General features: G+C 69.7%; 16 protein-coding genes. 5 read left to right on the top strand and 11 right to left on the bottom strand.

Annotation, left to right across the window (positions count from 1 at the left end; all coding sequences use genetic code 11):
• Positions 1–14 precede the first annotated feature (14 nt).
• Genes ngcE through ACIBO1_RS09570 form a run of 3 tightly spaced genes read right to left on the bottom strand, consistent with a single transcriptional unit; the run spans position 15 to position 3,152 of the window.
• The gene (ngcE, locus tag ACIBO1_RS09580; protein WP_396743242.1) at positions 15–1,418 is read right to left on the bottom strand and encodes an N-acetylglucosamine/diacetylchitobiose ABC transporter substrate-binding protein; all 1,404 of its coding nucleotides are present in this window, start codon (positions 1,416–1,418) and stop codon (positions 15–17) included.
• A gap of 25 nt (positions 1,419–1,443) precedes the next feature.
• The gene (locus ACIBO1_RS09575) at positions 1,444–2,193 is read right to left on the bottom strand and encodes a sugar isomerase domain-containing protein (RefSeq protein ID WP_396743239.1); all 750 of its coding nucleotides are present in this window, start codon (positions 2,191–2,193) and stop codon (positions 1,444–1,446) included.
• Complete coding sequence (locus ACIBO1_RS09570; RefSeq protein ID WP_350696747.1) at positions 2,190–3,152, bottom strand: MurR/RpiR family transcriptional regulator; 963 nt, start codon at positions 3,150–3,152, stop codon at positions 2,190–2,192. Before ACIBO1_RS09570 ends, ACIBO1_RS09575 begins: the two co-directional genes overlap by 4 nt.
• Positions 3,153–3,342: 190 nt before the next feature.
• Between ACIBO1_RS09570 and ACIBO1_RS09565 the strand changes: the two genes are divergently transcribed.
• A complete protein-coding gene (locus tag ACIBO1_RS09565) occupies positions 3,343–4,332 on the top strand; it encodes an N-acetylglucosamine kinase (RefSeq protein ID WP_396743236.1) in 990 nt (329 codons plus the stop codon).
• Between the two features lie 288 nt (positions 4,333–4,620).
• Here the strand turns inward: ACIBO1_RS09565 and ACIBO1_RS09560 are convergent, their stop codons facing one another.
• The gene (locus ACIBO1_RS09560; protein ID WP_396743233.1) at positions 4,621–5,172 is read right to left on the bottom strand and encodes a GrpB family protein; all 552 of its coding nucleotides are present in this window, start codon (positions 5,170–5,172) and stop codon (positions 4,621–4,623) included.
• Positions 5,173–5,257: 85 nt separating this feature from the next.
• Between ACIBO1_RS09560 and ACIBO1_RS09555 the strand changes: the two genes are divergently transcribed.
• Positions 5,258–6,715 carry an acyltransferase gene (locus tag ACIBO1_RS09555; protein WP_396743229.1) on the top strand — a complete coding sequence of 486 codons (1,458 nt, stop codon included), beginning with the start codon at positions 5,258–5,260 and terminating at the stop codon, positions 6,713–6,715.
• On the opposite strand, the gene ACIBO1_RS09550 is transcribed toward ACIBO1_RS09555, so the two are convergent.
• The 4 genes from ACIBO1_RS09550 to ACIBO1_RS09535 form a co-directional block, all read right to left on the bottom strand.
• Positions 6,687–8,177 (bottom strand): CoA-acylating methylmalonate-semialdehyde dehydrogenase, encoded by a 1,491-nt coding sequence (locus ACIBO1_RS09550; protein ID WP_396743333.1) that lies wholly within the window; start codon positions 8,175–8,177, stop codon positions 6,687–6,689. The genes ACIBO1_RS09555 and ACIBO1_RS09550 overlap by 29 nt on opposite strands.
• A gap of 116 nt (positions 8,178–8,293) precedes the next feature.
• Positions 8,294–9,586 (bottom strand): aspartate aminotransferase family protein, encoded by a 1,293-nt coding sequence (locus ACIBO1_RS09545; protein WP_396743226.1) that lies wholly within the window; start codon positions 9,584–9,586, stop codon positions 8,294–8,296.
• Between the two features lie 103 nt (positions 9,587–9,689).
• Complete coding sequence (locus ACIBO1_RS09540; RefSeq protein ID WP_396743223.1) at positions 9,690–10,553, bottom strand: hypothetical protein; 864 nt, start codon at positions 10,551–10,553, stop codon at positions 9,690–9,692.
• A 13-nt stretch (positions 10,554–10,566) separates the two neighbouring features.
• A complete protein-coding gene (locus ACIBO1_RS09535; RefSeq protein ID WP_396743220.1) occupies positions 10,567–11,415 on the bottom strand; it encodes a hypothetical protein in 849 nt (282 codons plus the stop codon).
• A 319-nt stretch (positions 11,416–11,734) separates the two neighbouring features.
• Here ACIBO1_RS09535 and ACIBO1_RS09530 point away from each other — a divergent pair, with 319 nt between their 5' ends.
• Genes ACIBO1_RS09530 through ACIBO1_RS09520 form a run of 3 tightly spaced genes read left to right on the top strand, consistent with a single transcriptional unit; the run spans position 11,735 to position 16,061 of the window.
• Positions 11,735–12,583 carry an AAA family ATPase gene (locus ACIBO1_RS09530; protein ID WP_396743218.1) on the top strand — a complete coding sequence of 283 codons (849 nt, stop codon included), beginning with the start codon at positions 11,735–11,737 and terminating at the stop codon, positions 12,581–12,583.
• The gene (locus ACIBO1_RS09525; protein ID WP_396743215.1) at positions 12,580–13,737 is read left to right on the top strand and encodes a VWA domain-containing protein; all 1,158 of its coding nucleotides are present in this window, start codon (positions 12,580–12,582) and stop codon (positions 13,735–13,737) included. Before ACIBO1_RS09530 ends, ACIBO1_RS09525 begins: the two co-directional genes overlap by 4 nt.
• Entirely contained in the window at positions 13,734–16,061 is a 2,328-nt protein-coding gene (locus ACIBO1_RS09520; protein ID WP_396743212.1) for a CHAT domain-containing protein, read from the top strand. Before ACIBO1_RS09525 ends, ACIBO1_RS09520 begins: the two co-directional genes overlap by 4 nt.
• Here ACIBO1_RS09520 and ACIBO1_RS09515 read toward each other — a convergent pair.
• Genes ACIBO1_RS09515 through ACIBO1_RS09505 form a run of 3 tightly spaced genes read right to left on the bottom strand, consistent with a single transcriptional unit; the run spans position 16,054 to position 19,284 of the window.
• The gene (locus tag ACIBO1_RS09515) at positions 16,054–17,415 is read right to left on the bottom strand and encodes a hypothetical protein (protein WP_396743209.1); all 1,362 of its coding nucleotides are present in this window, start codon (positions 17,413–17,415) and stop codon (positions 16,054–16,056) included. The two genes, ACIBO1_RS09520 and ACIBO1_RS09515, sit on opposite strands and share 8 nt — an antisense overlap.
• A 40-nt stretch (positions 17,416–17,455) precedes the next feature.
• Positions 17,456–18,916, bottom strand: a complete 1,461-nt coding sequence (locus ACIBO1_RS09510; protein WP_396743330.1) for a CATRA conflict system CASPASE/TPR repeat-associated protein — start codon at positions 18,914–18,916, stop codon at positions 17,456–17,458.
• Between the two features lie 20 nt (positions 18,917–18,936).
• Positions 18,937–19,284, bottom strand: coding sequence for a hypothetical protein (locus ACIBO1_RS09505; protein WP_396743206.1), 348 nt, complete (start codon positions 19,282–19,284; stop codon positions 18,937–18,939).
• Positions 19,285–19,343 lie beyond the last annotated feature (59 nt).

Genomic DNA, 19,343 nt, shown 5'->3' with positions numbered 1-19,343 from the left:
GGGTCCGGCGGGTGTCACGCGTCGCGGGTCTGCTTGGTGATGGACGAGTCCTTGGCGACCTTGTCGGCGGCGGCCTGCATCTTGTCGACGAACTGCGCGGCGGTGAGCCGGCCGGCCATCAGCTCCTGGGAGAGGTTCTGGCTCTCCTTGTCCAGGTCCGCGTAGAAGTTCCAGAACTTGATCGAGACCAGGTCCTTCGGCGCGTTCTTCATCAGTTCGTTGGCGCTGGCCAGCGCCGAGTCCTGGACGTTGTCGCCGGAGCCGGCGGTGGAGGCGAGCGACTTGGTCAGCTCGGCGAACTTCGCCGAACCGGCCTTGGAGAGCACCGCCCGCAGGAACTCCTTGGCCGCCGCCTTGTTCGGGGCCTTGCTCGGCACCACGATGCCCTCGCCCGCACCGGCGTAGACGTCGTTGGGCGCCTTGTCGGTGGCGCCCAGGCCCCAGTAGTCGGAGATCTTCATCTCGAAGCCCGGCGGGATGGTCGCCGCCATCTCGTTCTTGAGCCAGGTGCCGACCTGGATGAAGGCCGCCTTGCCGTCGAGCCAGGCCTGCTGGGACTGGGTGTGGTCGAGCTTGCCCGGGAGCACCAGCTTGTCCTTGACCAGCTTCTCCCACACCTCCAGGGCCGGCAGGATGCCGTCGGCGCGCCAGGCGTTCTCCTTGAGGTTGTCGATGTCGATGACCGCCTGCTTGCCGGCCGACTTCCAGACCGTGGCCATCAGGGCCCAACGCGGGTAGTAGCCGTGCACGGCGTCGTAGACGTACGGCGACAGGCCCTTGGCCTTGATCTTGGGGGCGAGGGCGAAGAACTCGTCGAAGGTCTTCGGCGGGGCCCAGCCCTCCCGGTCGAACAGAGCCGAGTTGTACCAGTTGCCCCAGACCGTGTAGGCGATGTTCACCACGTAGAACTTGCCCTGGAAGGTGCCGTCGGCGACGGTGCCGGGCAGCAGGGTGTCGGCGACGGTGCCCCCACCCTCCCAGGCCGGGGCGGCGAGCAGGTCGTCCAACGGCTCGATGGCACCCTCGTTGACCAGGGTGCTGATGTCCATCATGTCCGCGCCCGAGTTCATCACGACGTCGCTGGGCTGCGTCGCCATCTTGGGCTGCTCTTCGGTCTTGATCTTCTGGGTCGAGCTCATGTTGACGGTGACGTTCGGGTGCTTGGCGTTGAAGATCGCCTGGTCTTCCTTCGCCCAGGCGTCACCCAGTCCACCGTTGAAGATGACCACCTTCACGGCGCTGTCGGCCTGCACGCCGAAGGGGTTGTCGGTGCTCTTCTCCCCGGCGTTGTCGGTGTTCTCGCTGGGCGTGCTGCCCGCGCAGGCGCTGAGCAGACCCGCGGCCGGGGTCACCAGGAGGCCCGCGGCGGCCGCGCGGCGCAGCAGGGTCCGGCGGTTCAGATCGGGGGAAACGGTCATCTCTGACTCTCCTTGTGGTGTCGGGTCAGGCGGTGCGCCGGAGACGTCCGGCGTACCGCGACTCGAGGGCGAGGTTGTGCTCGTCCCCACCGGGGACGTTGGCGGAGAGGTAGATAGGGGGTGCCTCTCCGGCCTGGTGGAACCGTCGTACGACCTCTGCGGTCAGCAGCTGCGCCAGCAGCGCCGAGGTGACCGAGGAGACCGCACAGACCGCGCCGCCGCCCTCGAGCGGCAGCAGTGCGTCGCCGTACGGCGCGCCGTTGTCCAGCACGACGTCGGCGAGATCGACGAGCCGCCGGCCGGACGGGTGGCGCGGGGCGACCCGTCCGGTGTGCTCGACCGAGGTGACCGCGATCAACGGGTGACCGCGACCGGTGACCAACAGGGCCAGTTCGACCACCGAGCCGTTGATGCCGGACTGGGACGCCACCACGAACACGTCCTGCGGCTGCGGCGCGGCGATCTCGTAGAGCTGGTGGGCGATAGCCGGGTCGCGCTCCAGCTTCGGGTCGGCGAGCACGTCACGCGGGGCGTCGCCGTGCAGCACCAGGTCGTGCAGGGTGATCCGGTTGGTGGGCACCAGCCCGCCGGCCCGGGCCACCAACTCGGCGGCGAACGCCTCGGAGTGCCCGGCGCCAAACGCCTGGAGCACCCCGCCGTCGCGCAGGCTGGCGGCGATCAGGTCGGCGGCGCGGCCGAGCGGCTCGTGCCCCCCGTCGACGAGACGGTCGAGGACGGGGCGGACGGCGTCCGCGTACCCCTGGGCGCTGATCATGCGCTGGCTCCCCTCGCGGCCTTGTGTCCGTCGACGGCCTGGGCGGTACGCCGGAAGGCCGCGTGTGCGCGGTCGTGGGTGCGCTGGGCGACCGCGATGTAGAGCAGGTCGAGGACGACCAGTTGCGGATGCCGGGCCGACAGCGCGTCCGGGCGGAACGTGGTGGCGTGACTGGCGGTCAGCAGCACGATGTCGGCCAGTTCGGCCAGCGGCGAGCGACGGAACCCAGTCAGCGCGATCGTGGTCGCGCCCCGGCTGCCGCCCTCGGCCACCATCTCGATGGCCTCCCGGGTCTGGCCGCTGTGCGAGATGCCCAGCGCGACGTCGCCCGGGCGCAGCAGCGCGGCGGAGGCGAGCCCGGAGTGCACGTCGTTCCACGCCCAGGCGGCCACCCCGATGCGGTGCAGGCTGAACTGCATCTCCTCGCCGACCAGGGCACTGCCGCTGGCGCCGAAGATGTTGACCCGGCTGGCCCCGGCGATGGCGTTCGCGGCCCGTTCCACCTCGTCGAGGTCGAGCAGCGCGGCGGTGTCGTGCATGGCTCGGGTGTCGGCCGCCATGATCTGTTCCAGGACCCGGTCCAGCGGGTCGCTGGGCTGGATCTCGCGTCCGATGTCGACGGTCCACCCGGCCGACCGGGCCCGGCCGGTCTCGGCGGCGATGCCCAGCCGCAGGTCGGCGTAGCCGTCGAAGCCCATCGCCCGGCAGAACCGGGTGACCGTGGCCGGTGAGGTGCCGCTGCGCTCGGCCAACTCGACGATGGTGGCCCGCGCCGCCGCCTCCGGGTCGCTGAGGACGTGCTCGGCGACCCGGCGCAGCGCGCCGGTCAGCTCGTCGGACCCGCTGCGCACCCGAGCGAGTATCCCGCCCGAGGCGACGCCGAGGGCGCCCCGCCGGTCAACCCGGTCGGCGTCGGCCACCGCGGTGCCCGCGGAGGTGTCCGCCTCGTGATCAACCATGGGACGCCTTTCGGAAAAGACTGTTAACTGATAGTGGTAAAAGTTCTTACTGAAGCCACCTCTGTGTCAAGACCGTGGGCGAAGTTTTCAAACTGTTACCTGGCGCACCGTCCGGGGTGAGATCCCCGTCTTGCTCTGGAGAGACGCCGCGACCAGCATGAACGCAGATCGATCAAGGAGGTGGGCGCCGATGTCCGACACCGTCGTGATCGGCCTCGATATCGGCGGCACGTCCACCCGGGCGCTCGTCGTGACCCTCGACGGCGCCCGACTCGGCACCGGCCGAGCCGGCGGCGGCAACCCCACGAGTCACGGCGCCACCCGCGCCGCCGGGGAACTCCTGACCGCCCTCCGCGCGGCACTCGCCGGCATCGACCCGACCCGGGTACGCGCCGGCGCCATCGGGCTCGCCGGAGCGGGCCGCCTCCGGGCCGACCCGGCCGGACTCGCCGCCTTCGCCGACGCCTGGCGGGCCGCCGGGCTCCACTGCCCGTACGTGGTGCACGGCGACGCCCTCATCGCGTACGCCTCGGGCACCGCCGCACCCCGGGGCACCGTTCTCGTCGCCGGCACCGGCGCCATCGCCGCCCAGGTCCGCGACCTGCGCCTGGACCGCGTCTCCGACGGGCACGGCTGGCTGCTCGGCGACGCCGGTTCCGGCTTCTGGCTCGGCCGAGCGGCGGTACGCCGACTGCTCACCGCCCTGGACAGCGGCACCGACCCGGGCGACCTCGGCCGACGGGTGCTCACCGAGCTGACCGGCTCCGCCGAGATCGCGCCCCGCCCCCGGGACACCGTCGACGCGCTCGTGCAGGTCGTCACCCGCCGCCCACCGGTGGAACTGTCCCGACTCGCCCCGCTGGTGCTCGATGCCGCCGCCTCCGGCGAGCCGACCGGGGTCGCGCTGCTGGACGCGGCCAGCGCGCACCTCACCGACACGGTCGGCCGGATCCGACCGGCCGACGACACCGACGTCCTGGTGCTCGGCGGCGGGCTGCTGACCGGCGGCACCCCGCTGGCCGCCGCCGTCCACGCCGAGGCCCGGCGACGCTGGCCCTACGCCCCGGTCCGACCGGCCGGGGACGGTGCCGCCGCCGCGGCCTGGCTGGCCGCCCGCGAACTGCCCGAGGTGACCGACCCGACCGCCCTGCACGCCCGCCTGGTCCCCCCACCCACCTGACCCGCGCCACCGTCGACCTTGGCCACCCCGGCCAGCAGCATGACCGCGCTGCCCCGCTTTCGCGCACATAGGCGACACTCATCGATCAGCGCCATTGGGTATCGGTCATACGATCACCGCAGGCGCGGCCGCCCTGACCCTCCTTCTCCGCCTTTGCTCTGCTTCAACCCACGCCACATGATCGGCACGAATTCGTTGCGCTGGTTGAAGCAGAGCAAAGGGGGTCCGGGAGGACACTGTGAACCGTCGGCAGAGGACCGACGGTGAGATCCTGCCGGACTCCCCGAATCACCGGTCCGGGTGACTGACAGTCGGCGCTTGCGTCCTGTCGCGGACGCCGAGGACCTCGTTGACGAAGTCGTCCTTGTTGCGCGCATAGGCCGCCAGGTCGGCGCCGTGCGCCCGCGCGAGATCGCGCTTGAGCTGCTCGTACCGGGACCGGTAGTCCGCGCGCCCCCGTAGCGCGTCGCGAAACGCGATGCGTCGCCGCCAGAGCAGTGAGGTCGGCTCGGTGAGGTGGAGCTGATAGGTGCGCTCCCACCAGTTGTCGGTCGCCGGCTTGAAGAAATAGTGCGCTTCCTCCGGGCGGTGCACACCGTTGCGGTAGCCGAGAGCGGTCACCACTTCGATGGCGGCAACCGCCTCCGACAGGCTGCGTACCGGCGCCATCATGTCGATGATCGGTTTTGCCGCCAGGCCGGGAATCGATGTCGAGCCGATGTGCTCGACCGGCCCCACCAGCCACCGCCTGAGAACGGTTTCGAGGGCGACCCGTTCCTGCGCGAACAGCGCCGCCCAGTGCGGATCGTGCGGGCTGAGAGTGACCGCTGTGTCCTCCACGCGTCTCATCGTCCCAGTCTCGGCGATGCCCTCCACGACGGCGATCGGCCGCCCGCTCCGCTTCATGGGCGCATACCCTCGGACCATGCGCCGCCTGGCCCGACTCGCCGCACGGACGCCGGCCGACCGCGAGCGCTACCTCGATCTGCTGCGGGCCGTGGCGATCATGATGGTCGTCCTCGGGCACTGGGCCGTCGCGACGATCGGCTACGACGAGCACGGGCAGCCCGACGGCCATTCCGCCCTGCCCGCGATCCCGTGGGCCTACCCGCTGACCTGGGCGGTCCAGGTGATGCCGGTGTTCTTCCTGGTCGGCGGCTACGCCAACGCCGCCTCGCTGACCGCACACCGCAGCCGTGGCGGCGACGCGGCCGGGTGGCTGCTCGGGCGCAGTGCCCGCCTGCTGCGTCCGACCAGCGCGTTGGTGCTGGTGTTGGCCGGGGGCGCGCTGGCGGCCCGGCTGGTCGGGGTCGAGCCGAGCATGGTCCGCACCGTCGTCTGGTTCGCCACGATCCCGCTGTGGTTCCTCGCCGCCTATCTCGTGGTGGTGCCGCTGACCCCGCTCATGTACGCGCTGCACCGCCGTTTCGGACTGGCCGTACCGGTCGCGTTGGCGCTGCTCGTGGCCGCCGGGGACGTCGGGCGGGCGATCGGCTACGAGACGGCGGCCCTGCCCAACTACCTGCTCGGCTGGTTGGCCGTGCACCAGGTCGGCTTCGCCTGGTACGACGCCCGCCGGGGGCACTGCGACCCGACCGGTGCAAGCCGCTGGACCCGCTGCCTGCCGATGTCCCGCCGTGCCGCCCTGGTCCTGGCCGTCGCCGGTCTCGGCGTCGCGGTGCTGCTCACCAGCGTGGGCCCGTACCCGGTCAGCATGATCAACATGCCGGGACAGCGACTGGACAACGCGGCCCCGCCGAGCGTGGCGTTGCTGGCCGTGGCCACGGCCCAGCTCGGGCTGATCCTGCTGCTGCGGGAGCGGGCCGAACGGTGGCTGCACCGCAACCGACCCTGGCAGGCAGTGATCGCCGTCAACTCGGTCGTGCTCACCGTCTTCCTGTGGCACCTGAGCGCGGTGATCCTGCTGGTCGGCGCGCTGGACCGGCTGGGTGTCCTGCCCACCCCGCCGGCCGGGTCGGCGGCCTGGCTGGCCTGGCGGCTGCCCTGGGTACTGCTGCTCACCGTGGTGCTCGCCGCGCTGGTCGCGGTCTTCGGCCCGATCGAGGCCCGCACCGGCCGCTCCACCGCGAGTCGGGACGGTCCCGACGCCCCGCAGCCCACGCCGGGCTCGCCCGACGCCGGCCGCCCGGAGATCCCGCACCACCCGCAGGAGGACCGCCAGCCGCCCGGCCGGTGGGCGGCCGTGCGGGGCGTACTGGCCGTCGCCGGTTTCGCCGCCGTCGGGTACGCCCTGGTGGCCAACAGCGCCACCGCCAAGACTGCGCCCGAGCCGTTCGGGCTGCCAACCGCCGCCCTGGTCGCCTACCTGGCCGGGGCGGGTGTCCTGCGCCTGCTCAGGTCTGGGTGGGGAAGCCGAGGTTGACCCCGCCGTGGCGGGGGTCCAGCCACCTGCTGGTGACCACCTTGCCCCGGGTGAAGAACGCCACCCCGTCGGCACCGTGCGCGTGCAGGTCACCGAAGAGCGACGCCTTCCAGCCACCGAACGAGTAGTACGCCATCGGCACCGGGATCGGCACGTTGACACCGACCATGCCCGCCTCCACCTCGTGCTGGTAGCGGCGGGCCGCACCGCCGTCGTTGGTGAAGATCGCCGTGCCGTTGCCGTACGGGCTGGCGTTGACCAGCGCCACCGCCTCGTCGTACGAGCCCACGCGCAACACCGAGAGCACCGGGCCGAAGATCTCGTCGGTGTAGATCGACATGTCCGGGGTGACCCGGTCGAACAGCGTCGGACCCAGCCAGAAGCCGTCCGGGTCACCGTCGGGCGTCACGTCCCGGCCGTCCACCACCGCCACCGCGCCGGCCGCCACCCCCGCCTCCACGTAGGACCGGACCCGGTCCGCGTGCACCGCGGTGACCAGCGGACCCATGTCGCAGCCACGCCGCCCGTCACCGGTACGCAGCCCGGCCATCCGATCCGCGATCCGGGCCACCAGGGCGTCGGCGACCGGCTCCACCGCGACCAGCGCCGAGATCGCCATGCACCGCTCCCCCGCCGACCCGAACCCGGCGTTGACCGCCGCATCGGCGGCCAGGTCCAGATCCGCGTCGGGCAGCACCACCATGTGGTTCTTCGCACCGCCGAGCGCCTGCACCCGCTTACCGGCCGTGGTGCCGCGCTGGTAGACGTGCCGGGCCACCGGGGTGGAGCCGACGAAGGACACCGCCCTGACCGTCGGGTGGTCCAGCAGCGCGTCGACGGCCTCGGCGTCGCCGTTGACCACGTTCAGCACCCCGTCGGGCAGGCCGGCCTCGGCGAACCACTCCGCCAGCAGCAGCGCCGCACTCGGGTCCTTCTCGCTCGGCTTGAGCACCACGGCGTTACCGGCGGCGACCGCCACCGGCACGAACCACAGCGGCACCATCACCGGGAAGTTGAACGGGCTGATCACCGCGACCACCCCGAGCGGCTGCCGCAGACTGTACGAGTCGACCTCGGTGGAGACGTTCTCGCTGAAACCGCCACGCAGCGCCGACGGGATGCCGCAGGCGTACTCGATGACCTCCAGACCGCGCTGCACCTCCCCGGCGGCGTCGGCGAGCACCTTGCCGTGCTCGGCGGTGATCACCTCGGCGAGCCGGTCCCGGCGGGCGTTGACCAGCTCCCGGAAGGCGAACAGCACCGCCGTCCGCTTCGCCAGCGACGCGTCGCGCCAGGTCCGTGCGGCGCGCTCGGCCGCCTCGACCGCCACCGCCACGTCCGCGGCACAGGCCAGCTCGACCTCTGCGGTACGCCGACCGGTGGCCGGGTCGAAGACGTCCCCGCGCCGGGTCGAGGCGCCGCCCACCCGCTTGCCGTCCACGAAGTGCCCGATCAGGTTCAGGGCACCGCCTTCCGTTCGCGACTGCGGGGCTCGCAGAACCGGCTCACTCCTCGCGCTCACCGCACCACCTTCCGTTCGCGACTGCGGGGCTCGCAGAACCGGCTCACTCCTCGCGCTCACGCGGCCACCTCCGCCCGGATCGCCTCGACCAGGACGGCCAGCCCCTCGCGGGCCTCCTCCTCGGTGAGCGTCAACGGCGGACCCATCCGCAGCACGTTGCCGTAGAGGCCGCCCTTGCCGACGAGCAGGCCACCCTGCCGGCACGCCTCGAACACCCGCCCGGTCAGCGCCGGGTCCGGCTCGTCGGTGCCCGGCCGGACGAACTCCACGGCGAGCATCAGGCCCTTGCCGCGTACCTCGGCGACCTGGTCGAGACCGGCCACCGCGGCGCGCAGGCCGTCAGCGATGATCGCGCCGACCCGGGCGGCGTTGGCCTGCAGGTCGTGGTCGAGCAGGTAGTCCAGGACGGCGTTGCCGGCGGCGGTGCTCAGCGGGTTGCCGCCGAAGGTGGAAAAGCTGATCGCCGGCACCGACTCCAGCACCTCGGCCCGACCGACCACCCCGGCCAGGGCGAACCCGTTGCCGACGCCCTTGGCGAAGGTGAGCAGGTCGGGGGTGACGCCGTGGGCCTGGTAGCCCCAGAAGTGCTCGCCGGTGCGCCCCCAACCGGTCTGCACCTCGTCGGAGATGAGCAGGATGCCGTGCTCGTCGAGGACCTTCTTCCAGCCGGCGAACAGTCCGTCCGGCCCGTGCACGAACCCGCCGACGCCCTGGATCGGCTCGGCGATCAGACAGGCCACGTCGCCGGAGGTCTGGGTGGCGAGCACCTCACGCAGGTCCTCCACCGCCGCGTCGACCCGGTCGCCCTCGGGCAGCCGGGCCAGCAGGCCGCGCAGCCGCTCACCGGAGTGCAGCCAGGCCACCTGGAGCGGGTTGAGCGCGCTGGCCGACCAGCCCCGGTTGCCGGTGGCGCCCATCGTCGCGTACGTGCGGCCGTGGTAGCTGTTGCGGACCGCGAGGATCTGGTGCGAGCGGCGGTGGTTGGTGGCCATCAGCAGCGCCGCCTCGTTGGCCTCGCTGCCGGAGTTGGTGAAGAAGACCCGGGCGTCCGGGATCCCGGAGAGCCGGGCGATCTTCTCGGCCAGCTCCACCTGCTGCCGGATCAGATAGAGCGCCGAGGTGTGCACGATGCCGGTGACCAACTGCCGCTGCACCGCCTCCCGGATCTCGGCGATGTCGTAGCCGATCATGTTGGTCAGCACCCCGCCGAAGAAGTCCAGGTAGGTACGCCCCTGCGCGTCGGTGACCCGGCGCCCTTCACCGGAGACGATTTCGAGCGGCTCGGCGTAGTAGAGCGGCATCCAGGACGGCAGCACGGCCCGGTGCCGGGCCAGCAGATCGTCGGTCATCGTCGCACCCTTCGGTTCGCGGTCACCGCGACGGTGTCACCACCGTCACCGCCCGGACAAGAGCCAACGTGTCGCCTGCTGGTCCGCAGCCGTTGACAGAACGTCAACGTTTTCCGTCGTCGACAGCGGATTCGACCACGTTTCCGGTGGCGGCCTCGGGCCTCGGCGTGCGTTTTCCACCAGCTCTCCGCCGGTACGCCGGTGCGTGCAGGGCCATCGCGACCAGGGCGAAGCCCACCCACCCGGCGGCGATGGCGACCGCCCCGGAGACGTCCTGTCCCAGGTGGACACCGGTCAGGAAACCGAGCAGGGCGAGGCTGTTGCGCAGGAAGTGCCGACAGAACGCGGGCAGGTCCCGCCGGACCTCCACCGCCACCAGCACCCCGGCGTACGGGAAGGTCACCACCAACCCGCGCAGCAGCTGGCCGAGCAGCCCGGTCAGTACCGCACCGGCGAGGATCAGCAGCAGGCGTCGCACCGCCGACAGCCGGCCCGGCGGCCGTACCGCGCCGACGGGCTGAGTGTCCGACGTCGGCGCGGGCCACGCGGCCGGGGCGTGCCCCGTGGTCGAGGTGTGCCGGATGGCCGGGGTGTGCCGCGCGGTGCGGCGGCGCAGGACCGGCACGGCCAGCAGCCACAGCGCCAGGACGCCGGCCAGCGTGGGAAGGAACGGCAGGGCGAACGGCCGTACCGCCGCCGCGAGCGCCAGGTAGGCCACGACGCCGGCCGCGTCGGCCAGCAGGATCGGCCAGCGCAGCCGGTGGTGTGCCGCCGCCACGACGCCGAAGAACACGGTGAGCCCGACCACCCCGACCACCTGCGCCCCGTCGACGCGGTGGTCGGTGGCCAGCAGCGCCGCCGTCATCGGCACCGGCAGGGCCGCGACGAACGCCCGCCAGTGCAGCGGGCGGATCAGACTCACCGCCCAGACCACCGCCGTGACCAGCAGTACGCCCTGCGCGTTCACCGGCGGGGCCGGGTCAGCCGTCGAAGGTCGCCAGCGCGGCGCACGCGGCGAAGGTGTCCCCGGCCCGGGCCACGTCGTCCGGGTGCACCGAGTACCGGTTCTCGGTGATCACCCCGTGGGCGCTCATGCCCGCCGTCCAGCACGCCGTGCCGTCCCAGCGGATCAGGTTGACGTGCAGGTCGGCGGGGACCGCAACGGTGGGCAGCAGTCCCACCCGGACCCCGGCGCGGCGCTGCGCCGCCACCAGCTCCATCACCTCGTCGGTGAGGTCGGTGTAGGTGAAGATCCGGGTGATCCGCACCCCACGGGCCAGCGCGGCCTGGTTCTCCGTCCAGTACTGCCGGCCGATGTCGCTGCGCCACCAGGCGAGCCGGGGCAACACGTTGGTCAGCGCCTGCACCTCCCGGACGCAGTCCCGGGTGGCCGCCAGCATGTCCTGGTAGTCGGTGCCGGGACGCACGATGCGACCCTGCCGCAACTGGGCCAGGTCGGCCTGGAAACGCGCGAACCGGCGCTGCGTCTCCTCGGCCACCCGGCTCCCGGGATGACGGTCGACCGCCTCCCGCACGGCGGCGACCACCTCGGGGGTGGCCTGCACCAGCCACGGCGGGCCGACCAGCAGCGTCCGCAGCTGGAACCGGCGCTCGGCGCGGGCCAGCGAGTCCACCAGCAACGAGATGGTGATGCCCATCAGACCGGCCAGCAGCGATTCCACCCCGCTGGCCGCACCGGTCAGGTCCAACGTCACGGAGAGCGTGACCGACAACGCGATGCCGATCAGGGCGATCGGATCGGCGTGCGCCATCAGCCGGGCGATGCCGACCGGTGCACCGTGCCGTACCCGACGCAGAGGTTGTGCCATCGACCACCTCCAGTCACGGACTGTGGTCAGGGTACGGCGAGCAGTCCACCGGCTGGTTCCTGTGCCCGCACGCCGGTAACGGCAAATCTTCCGCCGGTGGCCGTCGTGAATCGGGCCGGCCCGACATCGCTCAAGCCCCCGCCAAACACGAGGGCTTGGAATTTGTCGGCTTTCCGACTCCTTCGTGGTAGTCGGCGGCAGACAGGGATTGACTACCTCGCACCGAACTGTTCGTAGCACTCACCACTGTCGATCATCATGAGTCCATCAACCATTCATCTGATCGACAGAATTCGCGACTGTACGGGATTCTGCAACGATGCCGAACACGCTACTGTCTGACCCGCAGCGAGTCGAAAACGTACTGGCGGCGCAGAACTACCTGGCAGAGCGCGGTCTTGCCGCGGCGGTTTTCCTAGCGGATCGACTCGGTATGCCGCTGTTCCTCGAGGGCGAGCCGGGCGTCGGTAAGACGATGCTGGCGAAGAAGGTCAGCGAAGCACTCGGTGTGGACCTGATCCGGCTGCAGTGCTACGCCGGCATCGACCGCTCTCAGGCACTGTACGAGTGGGACTTCGCACGGCAGTTACTCCACATGAGGGCAGGGGACGGCGGAACCTCGATCTACCGTCGAGAGTTCCTGCTCGCGCGTCCGATTCTGCGTGCGGTGGAACAGCAACCATCCGTGCTGCTCATCGACGAGATCGATCGAGCCGACGACGAGTTCGAGGCGTTTCTGCTCGAGGTTCTCGAGGGGAAGCAGGTCAGCATCCCGGATTACGGAGAGATCGAGTTTGCCGACCCCCCATTCGTCGTGTTGACCTCCAACGGCACACGCGAGGTGCACGGCGCCCTCAAACGGCGATGCGTCTACCACTGGATCGATCACCCCGACCAACAGCGCGAGGCGGAGATAATCAGCGTCAACGTACCGGAGGTGGCGAACACACCGCTCGCCGAACAGATCGCCGCCGCGATGGCCACGTTGCGGGGGCTGCCGCTCGTACGACCGCCTGGCGTGGCAGAGTCGATCGGCTTCGCTCGCGCGGCCGTGGCACTGGGCCGACACACCGTCGCCGAAGCAGCCGACGAGGCACTCGGCGTCCTCGTGAAACACCACGAGGACCAGGACACCGTGCGGCAGGTCCTCAAGCCGGGTGCGGCGTGAGTCATCGCGGCGGCGCCATCTCGGATCTGATCGGCTTCGCGCACCGACTGCGCGACGACGGACTTCCCATCGACTCGGCGCGGGTCGCTAATGCGCTCCGCGCCTTGGGCGGATACGTGTCACTCGGCAGCGACGACCTCTACTGGGCCATGCGCCTGACGTTGTGTTCGCGGCACCAGGACGTTCCTGTGTTCGACGCAGCCTACCGGGCGTGGTTCGGTCTGGCATCGCCAGTCGTCACCGCCACGGCGCTACCGCCGCGTGTTGACGGAGCGGACGCGTTGGCAGTCGGGACGGCAGACCGTGAAATGGCAGCGGACGCACCGCCAATGGCTGCCAGCGCCAGCTCTGTCGAGCGATTGAGGATACCGCCGCGCCTGCTGCTGAACCGGTCTGACCTCGCTGAGATGGAAGCCTTCGTCGCCGCACTGACCAGATCAACGCCACTGCGGAGGACAATGAGCCAGGTACCCGGAGGCCGCAGGTCGCTCGACGTCCCACGCACCGCGCACACCATGCTGCGCCATGGCGGCGAGCCGGCCCGCCTCCGTTACCGGCGCCCGGCATATGTACGTCGCCGATTGGTGCTGCTGCTCGACGTCAGTGACTCGATGCGGGAACACCGCGACCGACTGCTGCGATTCGCGTACGCGGCGGTCACCACCGCGCCGACCGCCACCGAGGTCTTCACCATCGGCACACGGCTGGCACGTATCACCGCTAACTTGCGACACCCCGATCCGCAGGCCGCCATCGACGCACTCACCAGCCGCCTCTCCGACTGGAACGCGGGCACACGGCTGGGCAGAACGGTCACCGCGTTCGTCCGACGCTGGGGCGAGCATCGGATCGTCCGGTCGGCAAACGTGGTCCTCGTCTCGGACGGCTGGGAGCACGATGATCTGGCTGCACTGCCCGTCCGGATAGCCCGACTGTCCCGGCTGGCGCATCGAGTGATCTGGGCGAACCCCGGAGCTCATGTGGGGTTCATGCCCGCAGCTCCAGCACTGGTGCAGAGCCTGCCGTACGTCCATCTGGTGAGCGCACACGACGCAGCGGCGCTGCGTTCCCTCGCTGAACTGCTTGCCTGTTCGCCGTGCGGGCCGCGCTGTCCCCGTCACTACCAACCGATGATCTGGAGCAGCGCATCGTGACCGACGTACGCCGATCACTCGCCCGCGAAACCATGCTGGGCCTCGCCCAAGAAGCAGAGACGGCGATGACGGTAATTCGGAGACGGGACGACCTGACCGCGGCGGTCGGCGACGAGCGCATCATGTTCCGGAAGGCCGTCGAACTCTTTCTGCGGCAAGCGAACGGTCAGGGGACGGCCACGGAGCGGCCGGACTTGGATTGGTTGTTGCGTAGTGAGAGCTTCACGCACGCCGCCAACGTGCTGCGGTTCTGCGAACACATGGGGATGCCTCTCGACTTCGGACGGAACGTCGAGGAGTTGTACCGATCGGGGCTCGCTGAGATCCGACCGTCCGGTGCTGGCACGCTGACGCTCGACCGGCTCTCGGAGGTCACCATCACCCATCTGTTGGTACGTAGCCTCCGCAGCATCGGCGCGCACCACGAGTCCCTCCGCCGGGCGCGACTCGACCCGGAGTTCTACTTCGGCAGCGGCGCCGAACCACGGATCGCAGACGTCCAGTTCGAGGCCGGCGCGTGCCTGTTGTCCATGGGCCAGCCTGACCAGGTGTTCACCGCGCTGGGCGAATCGGAGCGGAGCTACTGGGAGACACCCGAGGCCGCCTCCCATACCACCCGGCACCGCTACAGTTTCATTCTCGCTCTCGCGCATCACGCCAGGTACGAAACGGGAAGTGCGATCCAGCGCCTAGATCAGGCGCTCGACCACCTGCTCGAGAACCGGGTTCCGGATACCCGCCACCTGGTCTACGAGCTTTCGCTGACCCTGACCCTCGCCGAGGTACTGGCCACCGCTGGCAGCCGGCCAAAGCGGACGATCGCCCTCGCCGAGAAGTCGCTGGACATCACCGAGCGGATCCGAGAACGGTGGGGTGTGATCGCCCGAACGCGTACCCCCCTGTCGATGGCCATCCGCCGGGTGTACGGAGACATCGCCCTACTGGTGGCCTCGGTGACGAGAGCACACCCAAAGAGCAGGGCGGCGGCCCGGATCGGCCTTCGGGTCTGCCTGTCGGCGAAACAGACCGGGTTCGCCGGGCACCTGCGCGCCGGCGAACAGGTATTGCCGCCGCGAATCCGTGGTCTCGTCGCGCAGGCACTCAATGCCGAGAGTATGACGTTGGCGGATCCGACCGGTGCGACCGCAGAACTCAACGTCGAGCAGCGACAACAGCAGGAGCAGACGCTCGGTACGCTGCGTCGGCAGATCGAGAGACGGCTGAACTCGATGCTCGCCGACATGATCGTGCCGACTCCCACCGACATCAGTCATCTGCTCCGGACGATCGGTGACCGGCACGCGCTCGACTTCGCTGGGCTGCCGCACAGCCTCGACAACAAGCCCCGCTGGTTCCGGACCCTGATCACACCCGACGACACGATTCGATTCAATGAGTTCGAACCAGGCGAGCACTTCGGCACATATTTCGTCGATCGTGACGGCGAGACGCCGTGGGTGGGCAGCCCGGACGCCGCCGGCCAACTGGACTGGCACGGGCTGGCGCGGGAGATCCTTCCCCCCGAACTGCTGCGGCGGCTGCGGAACTCGTGCTCCCGGGAGCGTCCCATCAGTCTCCTGATCTCGGCGCATCGCGAGCTGAGCCTCTTGCCATGGCCCGCACTCGAGGTCGACGACGACGGCACTCGACTGCTACACCGTGCGGTACTCACCCACACCCCGGCGCTGACCTGCCTCTCACGCCCTAGTCCGCCGGTGGTGTCGGGTCCAGCGCTGGTGCGGCTGGTGTCCGACCTCTGGATCAAGCACGAGTGTGAGGCGTGGGGTCTGAACGCGAGCGATGGTGCCGTACCACTCAGCCGCTGCGAACTGGGCAGTGAATCGCCACGGGCCACGCGACGGCAACAGCTGAGCGCGGAGTTGATGGACCCTGAAGAGGAGTGGCGCTTCATCCACATCGCCGCACACGGCGATGGCAGCGGGCTGGATCAGCACCTCCATCTGCCTGAAGAGACCAAAACCGACCAGATGCTGACGGCGGCGCATGCGCTCGCGCTGCGGTGGCCCGAATCGACGTTGATGGCCTCCTGCCACCTCGGCAAGATCGTGAACGTGGCAGACGCCGAGCCTCTCGGCTTCGTGATGGCGGTCCTCACCGGTGGCAGCGCGTGCGTCGTGGCGGCCATCGACGAGGTGGATGACCTGTCGGCCAGCCGCCTCGCCCGACATCTGGTGCAGAGCATTCGCAGCGGAGACATCCGGCTGGACCACGCTCTGCGCCGGGCCCAGCTCGCGATTGTCGACGCAGCCCACGAAGCGGAGCGTGACAGGAGCTGGGCCCGGTTCAATACGTACGTCAGGTAGTGCGCCGCCGGTGCACAGGAAGCCCCAGGGCCTTCTCGACCCGCTCGGCCCGTCCCTTCTCGCGCGCGTAAGAGTCGAGTACGAACCATCGGCTACGCCACTGACGGAAGCCGGGAGTGCCGCCCATGGCGACCCGGCACGCCTCGACGCTGTCCAAGAAGCGTGGCATGATCGCGCTGCCGATACCGCGGTGCACGCTGCGCTGCCGCTGGCGGCCCCGGTCGTCGGTCACCTGCTCGGTCATCCAGCCGCACATCGCTTCGACCGCGTCGTCGTCGAGTACCTCATGGCTCAGACACGACGCGAAGCTCAGGGTGCTCGGCAGCCGATAGCCCGGCATTAGCAACGCTGCGCTGAGCCGGGTCTGTACGATCGCCAGCTTGAGGTCGTCCCGTGGCTCGACCTGCTCGCCAGTGCTGCTGACGATCGGGCGCTCGATGTAGGTATAGGCCTCCTCGAAGCGCTTTCGGAGCCGGTGGCGGGTGGCATCCCAGGTCTGGTCGTCATCGAGCGGTAGCCGACCGAGCTTGTCCATGTCCGCCGTGAGGGCCAGCATCAGCAGCACCGCACGGGCGGTCATGATTCCGGGGTTGATGAAACTCGTGGGCAGCAGGAGACGGGTCTCGGTCACCTCATCTGAGAAGCCATGCTCTTCCCAAACCCTGTCCGCCGTCTTCAGTGCCTGCTCGCCAATGTCCACACCGCTGGTCAACTGGTCGAACAAACGCTGGGTGTACTCGATCTCGTCGGCTGACGCGAAGTCTTCCGGCCAACGGCCGATCACACGCTCGGCGACCCGGCATGCGGTACCGGTCTCGGCGAGATCGAGTTGCACCAGAATCTCGTCCAAGGGAAGCTGGCCCTCACCGTCGTCCTTCCCGACCGCCGTACGCTGCGAGTAGGTCAGGAACTCGCCGTGCCGCCTGCGCGCACTCTGGTGCGCCGTTCGTGCTCGGCCGTAGCTCTCCTCGGTGTCCCGCTTGGACTCCGCCAACGCCTGCGCGCGAAGCGCACCGAGTGCTCTGGGAGCGTATTCCGGCCACGGCAGCCCGAGTGCGGCGTTGACGGTGCGCGCAATCAGGTCGTACCTGGTCTTGATGGCCGCCAGTACTTCCGGGTTCTCCTCCCTGCGACCGTCAGTGAGCTGGCTGACCAGCTTCCAGCTCACCTCGTAGATCAACCACCCCATCAGTGGCAGCAACTCCGCCAGGTGGTCCGGGGGTAGTTGCGGACCGAGTTCCCCGCGGTACTCGTCGATATCGACTTCCACGGTCTTCACGAGTGTGTCGTCGCAGACGACGTCACCCTTGCGCACTGCTACGCAGAGTTCCCGCAGCCGGACCGGGCTCATCATGGCCTGTTGTGCTCCTATCCTTGAAGGTCGGTCGCGGTGGTCACCGGGGCACGCGGCGTGCCCGAACCATCCACCAGACGCCCGCGATCGCGGCCGTCAGTACGCCTGCGGTCAGCGCCGCGACACCGCTCAGCGCGTCCGGTGCCGGATGACCGGTGCGCCATCGCACCAGCGATGTCGTCACGAGCCAGCCCGAAGAAGCCGCAAAAGCGCAGCTGGTAAGCACGGTTACGGCCCGCCGCAGGGTGGAACCAGGTCGCGCCCGGAGGATCTGGGCGACAGGAATCAACAGAGCGGCAGCGGTGAGGCACGCGATGAACGGCGCTTTCAGTGACGCGTAGGTGGGCCATGGAACATCGACGGTCTGCGCAGCGGCCAGGAGGAGCCCGCCCGCCGCAATCACCGAGGTCTGCAGGACGCTGAGGGACTCGGTACGCGCGCCGTGCTCCTGCAGTCGCTGTTCGGTCTCGGCGGAGCCGATCCGTGCCATCGGCTCGGCGTAGTTGACCGCATCCCGCACGGTGTCGGCCGTGTCCGCGATCTCGAGCAGCAGCCACCGGGCGTATTGACGGTCATTGCTCAGCGGGCCGGACGAGAAGGCCGTCGACGAGTGACCGCTCCCGTCGGGCGGAACTGGTGACATCTCACCTCGGGCGAGCCAGGACAGAGCGTTCTCGACCGCCGCGTCGACGGTGCGATGCATCGTCCGCAGCACCGCCTCGTGGGCTGCCACGAGCGCCACCTCTCGCCGCAGCGCCGACAGCGTCGCCTCACGTGACGCCGAACGACGCGGGTGCGAGGTCTCCTCGTACTCGAACCGCTCGGCGCGACCGATCAGGGAGTCGACCCGAGACTGGTAGCGGCGCTCGGCGAACCGGCGTGCCTGGTGTCGCACGACGGCCATCTCCCAGAGGTACGCGGGTAGCGGCCCCAGCACCACCGGCCCGGATGGCCAGACCAGCGCGTCGCTGTCCGTCTCACGATCGGACGGTGCCAGAAGCACCAACACCCGCTCGATCCGCTGCGGGTCCTCAGCGGCGGCCTCCCAGAGTGAGCAGCCGTCGAAAAGCATCGTGGGCGCACGCACGAGCGGACCGAGCCCGTCGGGAAGCGCCGCCACGATCGCCTCTGCCAATCGAGCCTCGTCATGGGTGCCTTCGTACAGCGCGTAGAACAACCGGACTCGACCGACGACACCGTCGTCGGAGTGCGGTTGGGTTGCGGCCCGCCAGTCGCGGTCGAGCTGGCGCCAGTTCACACCCGCGGCCGGTGGCGGTGCCAGACATACCAGAAACGCCGTCAGCCGCGCGGTGGCGAACTCCACCGCCTGATAGATGTGGTCGCGATCCGGCCGGAAGAGAAGCCTCCTGGGCCACGGCCCACCTGTACGGACGGCTTCATACCCTGACCTCTCCCTCATGTGGAGACCCGTGCAGGCAGCGATCAGTGCGCTGGACTGGCCGGACTGCGGCCTACCGTCCAAGAACGTATATACGTGCATGACCTGGGCGCTTAGCTGCATCAGGTCTTTCCGTCCTCGTCGCGCGGGTACCGCTGCCGGACTAGCCCAAGCTCCTCGGTCAAGTTGTCGCTCGCCGATCGCGTCGGTTCCGGGGACGGAATCCGAGTCGGCAGTTCCTCCGTGTACCTGGATCTCTGTCGGGTGCGCTTGAACCGATCCAGCATGTCCCGCTGCACACGGTCCACCTCCGGCAGATCCGCCCGCCTCAAGGCCTCATGCATGAACTGCACAGCTCGGTGGAACTCCTCCCATTCACCCGGAAGCAGTTTCTGGGAGCAGACGTAATCAACCGCCTCTGCCGCGCCGTCCAGGATCTTTACCGCCCGCGCTCCACCAGTCTCATCCATCGACACAGATGATAAGTCAATGTCCCGGCAAGGTGGTCACCCTTTGGCACGGCCCGAAC

It is taken from the genome of Micromonospora sp. NPDC049903 (assembly GCF_044460945.1).
In the GTDB taxonomy this organism is placed as follows: Bacteria; Actinomycetota; Actinomycetes; order Mycobacteriales; family Micromonosporaceae; genus Micromonospora.
Note: the sequence above shows the minus strand (reverse complement) of the source record. Positions and strands in the feature narration are given on the sequence as shown.

Excerpts from the sequence above, each read along its gene's own strand:
- ACIBO1_RS09570 (WP_350696747.1), bottom strand. The coding sequence starts at position 3,152 with ATGGTTGATCACGAGGCGGACACCTCCGCGGGCACCGCGGTGGCCGAC.
- ACIBO1_RS09545 (WP_396743226.1), bottom strand. The coding sequence starts at position 9,586 with ATGACCGACGATCTGCTGGCCCGGCACCGGGCCGTGCTGCCGTCCTGG.
- ACIBO1_RS09565 (WP_396743236.1), top strand. The coding sequence starts at position 3,343 with ATGTCCGACACCGTCGTGATCGGCCTCGATATCGGCGGCACGTCCACC.
- ngcE (WP_396743242.1), bottom strand. The coding sequence starts at position 1,418 with ATGACCGTTTCCCCCGATCTGAACCGCCGGACCCTGCTGCGCCGCGCG.
- ACIBO1_RS09505 (WP_396743206.1), bottom strand. The coding sequence starts at position 19,284 with ATGGATGAGACTGGTGGAGCGCGGGCGGTAAAGATCCTGGACGGCGCG.
- ACIBO1_RS09510 (WP_396743330.1), bottom strand. The coding sequence starts at position 18,916 with ATGCACGTATATACGTTCTTGGACGGTAGGCCGCAGTCCGGCCAGTCC.
- ACIBO1_RS09575 (WP_396743239.1), bottom strand. The coding sequence starts at position 2,193 with ATGATCAGCGCCCAGGGGTACGCGGACGCCGTCCGCCCCGTCCTCGAC.
- ACIBO1_RS09555 (WP_396743229.1), top strand. The coding sequence starts at position 5,258 with ATGCGCCGCCTGGCCCGACTCGCCGCACGGACGCCGGCCGACCGCGAG.
- ACIBO1_RS09535 (WP_396743220.1), bottom strand. The coding sequence starts at position 11,415 with ATGGCACAACCTCTGCGTCGGGTACGGCACGGTGCACCGGTCGGCATC.
- ACIBO1_RS09515 (WP_396743209.1), bottom strand. The coding sequence starts at position 17,415 with ATGATGAGCCCGGTCCGGCTGCGGGAACTCTGCGTAGCAGTGCGCAAG.
- ACIBO1_RS09530 (WP_396743218.1), top strand. The coding sequence starts at position 11,735 with ATGCCGAACACGCTACTGTCTGACCCGCAGCGAGTCGAAAACGTACTG.